The sequence below is a fragment of the Streptococcus sp. 1449 genome, assembly GCF_013276805.1.
Taxonomy (GTDB): domain Bacteria; phylum Bacillota; class Bacilli; order Lactobacillales; family Streptococcaceae; genus Streptococcus; species Streptococcus pseudopneumoniae.
In genome coordinates this window covers 1-4674 of sequence record NZ_VMLS01000064.1, presented here as the reverse complement: position 1 = coordinate 4674, position 4674 = coordinate 1, and the positions used below count along the sequence as shown (strand labels likewise).

The following is a 4674-nucleotide window of genomic DNA, read 5'->3' as shown; positions in this document are numbered from 1 at the left end:
TGGGCGGACTAGCTCTCTGCAAGAGCCTTCGGAGAACGCACTTTTACGAAGTAAAGTATAGTGCGTTATACTTTACATGGAAGTTAGCCGAAATTTGTGCTAAAATTCTAGCTAGAATGTTATCACAATAGACGAGCAATAGGCTTGCCGGCTCGTCTGTCATTCGCTACTCGAATGACCCACCTGAGGAGGTAAAAGTTATGAGCTACATGGTTGCGAGAATGCAGAAAATGAAAGTTGGGAATTTGGGTGGCGCATATAAGCACAATGAACGGATTTTTGAAAAGCACTCAAACAAAGACATCGACACGAGCAGGTCACACCTCAACTATGAGTTGACGGATCGTGACCGCTCTGTGTCGTATGAACGGCAAATTAAGGACTATGTGAACGAGAACAAGAGTTCTAAACGTGGGATACGGAAAGACGCTGTTTTGTGTGATGAATGGATTATTACGTCAGATAAAGATTTTTTTGAAAAGTTGGGCCAGGAGCAGACGAGAAAATTTTTTGAAACGGCTAAAAACTACTTCGCGGAGAATTACGGAGAAACCAACGTTGCTTATGCCAGTGTACATCTTGATGAGAGTACCCCACACATGCACTTAGGGATTGTGCCAATGAGAAATGGTAAGCTGTCATCAAAGGTTATGTTTAACCGTGAGGAGCTAAAGCATATTCAGGAAGATTTGCCAAAGTACATGAATGAGCATGGTTTTGAGTTGCAACGTGGAAAGCGAGATAGCAAAGAACAGCATTTGAGTGTGGCGGACTACAAGGAAAAAATGGGGCGTGAAGCTCTTAATCAGGAATTGCTAGATTTAGGAGCGCCAAAATATTGGCATACGGAAGAACGTAGACCTGCAACAATGTCAGAAATTCAAGATTATGAGGACATAGGTTCTTTGTTTGCAGATTCAGACGTGACATTTAACATCCGAGAAGCGACGTTGGAAGAGCGTTTCAAATGGCTAGACACTCATAGAAACGATTTAAGGGCAGATTTAGGACGTTTAGAGGGTGTCCTTGAGAAAAAGATTGACGAATACGGTAAAATCGATTCTGAGGCTTCTGAGAGGCTCTCAGAGCTATCTGAGTTAAATTCTGAGGTAAATAGTCGTCAGGAGGAAATAAAGGGGTTAAAAAGCGATTCTAAGCGTCTGAGCGATGATGTGGTTCGTCTGGAGAGAGCTCATAGAGAAAAAACGCAACTTTTGGTGGAACAATCAAGTAACTTATCGAAAATTTCGTATAGAGATTTAGATAGACGTCGAGTTGCCAAAGAGTTGCAGGAAGAATTAGAAAATGCTACTCCTAAACTGTTTGGCGATGGCTTTAATTTTACTTCGGATTTTGTTGGACGACTGAAGACGTTTGTGTCTGATGTTGTAGAGAAGCTGGAGCAGGCGGTCAATCAAAATGAGTTACTTAGAAATGCACTAGCAGGCATGAAAGAAGCAAAGAGTAGGCTTGAAAATAGCCTATCTCATGCAGAATGGAAAAATCAGCAATTAGAGACTGAAAACAAAGCATTAAAGCTAGAAAACAGGGAGTTGAAAGTTTCTAAAAATCTCTTAGATGACCTTTCTGAAGTCATAACAGAAAAAGAAGTAACCAGCCTCAATAAGCGTTTAGAAAACTTAAGAGAGACACGAGAACTGTCTAGGAAAAGACATGAGCCTACAAAAGGGCGGAGTATCTGAGCGATTTATGCCGTGAAAGCTATTTGACAATAAGCTAGGTCAAGTTAGACTGGTTAAGGCGGTTCAGTCTGAACTTTGTTCAGCTGACCGACAAACCAAAGACTAACGACCTAGGTTCCTTGTTGTCAAATAGACCATGGAATAAAGCAAGCGGACATGGTATAATAGCAATATTCTGGCACTAAGCCTTCGAAAGGAGGTGTTTAGCTTGTTAGAACTCATTACTCTTCTTGTTGTTGTCCGAGTAGTGTTGCCCTTAGCGTACGAGTTGGGGAAAGCCTATGGGATGAAGTGGATTGAAAAGCGCTTCGATGACAACGAGAAATAGTGTCACTTTTCACGAACGCTAGTGTGTTGTAGCTAGCGCAAAAAAGCACCCTAAGTCTTGGCGGACAGGGTGCTTTTCGTTTAGCGTGATGAACTCACTACTCTTGTTGTTGATTAAATTATAACATAGTTTTATAATGGGTGTCAAAAATAGACATTTGTGATATAATCAAATTGAGGCGCCTCAGCGATACGGTCGGTGGCGTGAATCTCTTTATAGGTCGGGCAACTGGAAACGGATAGCTCAAAGGGCACTATTTTGTGTCGGGTGTGGGACTGCCTTCAGCTTCGAGCTGTAAAGACCCCGGATGCATTTTTAAGAGATTGGCCCGATAGGGTCTTTTTTTTTGAAAAATTAAAAAAAAATGAAGGATTTTTTCTAAAGGAGTTACTTTCATACTTACTTTATAACTTACTTTATATATACTTTGGGGGTGTCAAAAAGTCAGTATTATCAAGGGTTTGCGAGGAGATAAGTGACAAAAAAGTACGTGATACATGACAAAAAAGTACGTGATACATGACAAAAAAGTACGTGATACATGACAAAAAAGTACGTGATACATGACAAAAAAGTAATAAATTACTTGAAGTTTGTCATGTAATATTATATAATCATTTATGACAAAAAAGTACGTGAGGTTAAGCCATGAAAAAAGGGAAGTCAGAAAATGCGTTTGAGGGCTTGATGTCTAGACAAGATTATCTAGTAGTACAAGCGAATGACCTAGCCAAAGCCTTTGGGAATTTAAAAGCCTTTGAACATAAGCTACTGGACTATTGTTTTAGCTATGTGACCAAAGAAAGCACTGCAACAGATACATTTACGACAAATGCAAAAGAGGTGCTGAAGCACTTTGGATTGAACGCTTCAGGGAAAAACTATGAGCGTGTGGCACGTGGCTTTAAAGCCCTAAACGAAAACACTGCGTTATATCTGCCAATCGTTGAGAATGGCGTTAAAGGGATATTGATGACCCAGTTATTTAGAAAAATTAAATTCTTAGCTAATGGCGAAGTGGAATTTATCTTTTCAGAAGATGCTGCGCCTTACGTATTTGCTTTACGTAGCCAGTTCTTCTCGTTCAAATTGGCAGAGTTAGCTCAAATCAAATCAAAGTATGCCATTATTTTGATGAAATTGTGGGAAGCAAATCGCTTTAAAAATCAACGTGTCACAACCATTCAAGGAGATTTAGACGATTGGCAAGATTGGTTTTTAGGGGAAGAGAGAAGAATGCCCCCTGCAATCTTTGCAAGGAACTGTCTGAAAGTTGGGGCAGAAGAGCTAGAGAAAAAATTAGGGGTAGATGTTTATCTAAACGTAGTTAAAAATGGCCGAAAGGTCATAGGCTATGAAATGCAGATTACTGATAATCGACAAGTACCAACTGCAGAGATAATCAAGCAAGCTGAAGAAAGAAGTCGACAGACAGATATTTATGATTTTTTAGATTAAGCACTGTTCAAAAATCTAAGTATGGTTCAAATGGTTGTAACTGTCATGGAAAACACTTGTTTATATCTAATTTATGAGTAAAAAGATGCTATTGAGATGAAAAAGCAGCTCGATGTTGATGAAATTTAAAGAGACTGGGACAAAATTGTCCCAGTCTCTTTCTTGTTAGTGAATTATTCTTCGTATAGAATTTCAGGGTTCGGTATGCTCATCCCTGAACCACCACTACTGTAATTATTTGTTTCTGATTGAGGAAGTGCTATTTGTATTCCACCAGGGCCGTAAGCTACACCTGTAAAAGTTACTCTTTTTATTTTTCCGCTTACATATATTGAACCACTAACTGATTGTCCTGCCCTACCTTGACCGCTTACCGGGTAATATAAGGTACGGCCATTTGTTAATGTAATACGAACTCCTCCAGAGAATTGATAAGAGCTTTTAGTATAAGGTCGTGCGTACCACCATGCTCTACTTCGGTTATCATAAATTTCTATTTTGGAAACTCCACCATTTCCAGTTGCAGTAGAATATGGGGTGATTTGGTTTGCTTTTGGAGTTTCGGCATATGTTGTAACAGTAAATGAAAGAAGAGTGAGAAAGGTAGTTATAAATAAAATAAGTTTTTTCATGGTAGTTCTCCTTTATTTTTTGTATGATTATATCAGAATATTTTTAAAAATGAAAGGGTTTTCTATGAAGGGTGATGTTTTTTTTGATTATTTTTTGAAATCACTTAGGTTTCATCTTGGTGATAGGTGTAAGGATATTGGATTTATAGAGTTTGCTAAGGATGAAAATAATAGTTTTATTATTATAAAGGATTATATTTTAGAATCATTAGTAGTGTTGTCAAATATTTTGAGTAAGGAGAGGATTGTGTTTTCTTGTGGGGTTATTCATAGTAAGGGGGGAGTTACTGGAGTAGAAGTATGTATGAATGTATTAGAGTTAGAAAGATTAAATAATTTGTATAAGATATAGTTTTGAAGAATATTAAAAAATATAATGGAAACTGTCTATGTAGGATGTGTGGAGTTGATAGTATCAATGTTTCCTATGGAGATAATTTTCTCAACTATGTTTACTTTGATTTTTTGGTCGGACAATAGCGAAGCCGCCCAATTTTTCAAAAAATGCCCTTGCGATTCGAGGGCTTTTTTTGTAGTTCTCCCTGGCATAAAG

4 protein-coding genes are annotated in these 4674 nt (G+C 38.3%); 3 read left to right on the top strand and 1 reads right to left on the bottom strand.

Annotated elements, in window-relative coordinates:
- The first annotated feature begins 200 nt into the window (after window positions 1-200).
- Both mobV and HT687_RS09920 read left to right on the top strand, forming a co-directional pair.
- Window positions 201-1703, top strand: a complete 1503-nt coding sequence (gene mobV, locus HT687_RS09925; protein ID WP_023937738.1) for a MobV family relaxase — start codon at window positions 201-203, stop codon at window positions 1701-1703.
- A 976-nt stretch (window positions 1704-2679) separates the two neighbouring features.
- A complete protein-coding gene (locus HT687_RS09920) occupies window positions 2680-3489 on the top strand; it encodes a replication initiation protein (RefSeq protein ID WP_000715517.1) in 810 nt (269 codons plus the stop codon).
- A gap of 173 nt (window positions 3490-3662) precedes the next feature.
- On the opposite strand, the gene HT687_RS09915 is transcribed toward HT687_RS09920, so the two are convergent.
- Window positions 3663-4121, bottom strand: coding sequence for a hypothetical protein (locus tag HT687_RS09915; protein ID WP_000733562.1), 459 nt, complete (start codon window positions 4119-4121; stop codon window positions 3663-3665).
- A gap of 64 nt (window positions 4122-4185) precedes the next feature.
- On the opposite strand from HT687_RS09915, the gene HT687_RS09910 reads away from it, so the two are divergent.
- A complete protein-coding gene (locus HT687_RS09910; RefSeq protein WP_078373521.1) occupies window positions 4186-4473 on the top strand; it encodes a hypothetical protein in 288 nt (95 codons plus the stop codon).
- Window positions 4474-4674: the final 201 nt, after the last annotated feature.

Coding starts and splice junctions, on each gene's coding strand:
- mobV (WP_023937738.1), top strand. CDS start 201: ATGAGCTACATGGTTGCGAGAATGCAGAAAATGAAAGTTGGGAATTTG.
- HT687_RS09920 (WP_000715517.1), top strand. CDS start 2,680: ATGAAAAAAGGGAAGTCAGAAAATGCGTTTGAGGGCTTGATGTCTAGA.
- HT687_RS09915 (WP_000733562.1), bottom strand. CDS start 4,121: ATGAAAAAACTTATTTTATTTATAACTACCTTTCTCACTCTTCTTTCA.
- HT687_RS09910 (WP_078373521.1), top strand. CDS start 4,186: ATGAAGGGTGATGTTTTTTTTGATTATTTTTTGAAATCACTTAGGTTT.